Annotated in this window: 1 protein-coding gene; it reads right to left on the bottom strand. The window is 37.0% G+C overall.

The window, feature by feature from the left end:
* Window positions 1-257, bottom strand: a 257-nt coding sequence (locus SCA31_RS24300; protein ID WP_410699544.1) for a GNAT family N-acetyltransferase, incomplete at both ends; no start/stop codon positions are given.

A 257-nucleotide genomic window follows, 5' to 3' on the forward strand; every position in this document is an offset into this window, starting at 1 on the left:
CTCAAACAAACTTACAGTCGCATTATTATAATGTGCCGGAAGCCCTGCGGTATCTTTGAGTTTTGATAATCCCAAAAAATCAAAACCACATTTTGTATAATAAGAGATTAGTCCTGGATTATCTCCAACCGTATCAAGACGAATAAACTTTTTGCCGTTGGTTAATGCATATTGTTTACCCCATTCCACTATTTTTTGAACGAGATTCTGTCCTCTGAAATCAGGATTTGTTGCTATACGGTGAATGTAAACTGCGG

The sequence above is a fragment of the Chryseobacterium sp. SIMBA_028 genome, assembly GCF_046535285.1.
In the GTDB taxonomy this organism is placed as follows: domain Bacteria; phylum Bacteroidota; class Bacteroidia; order Flavobacteriales; family Weeksellaceae; genus Chryseobacterium.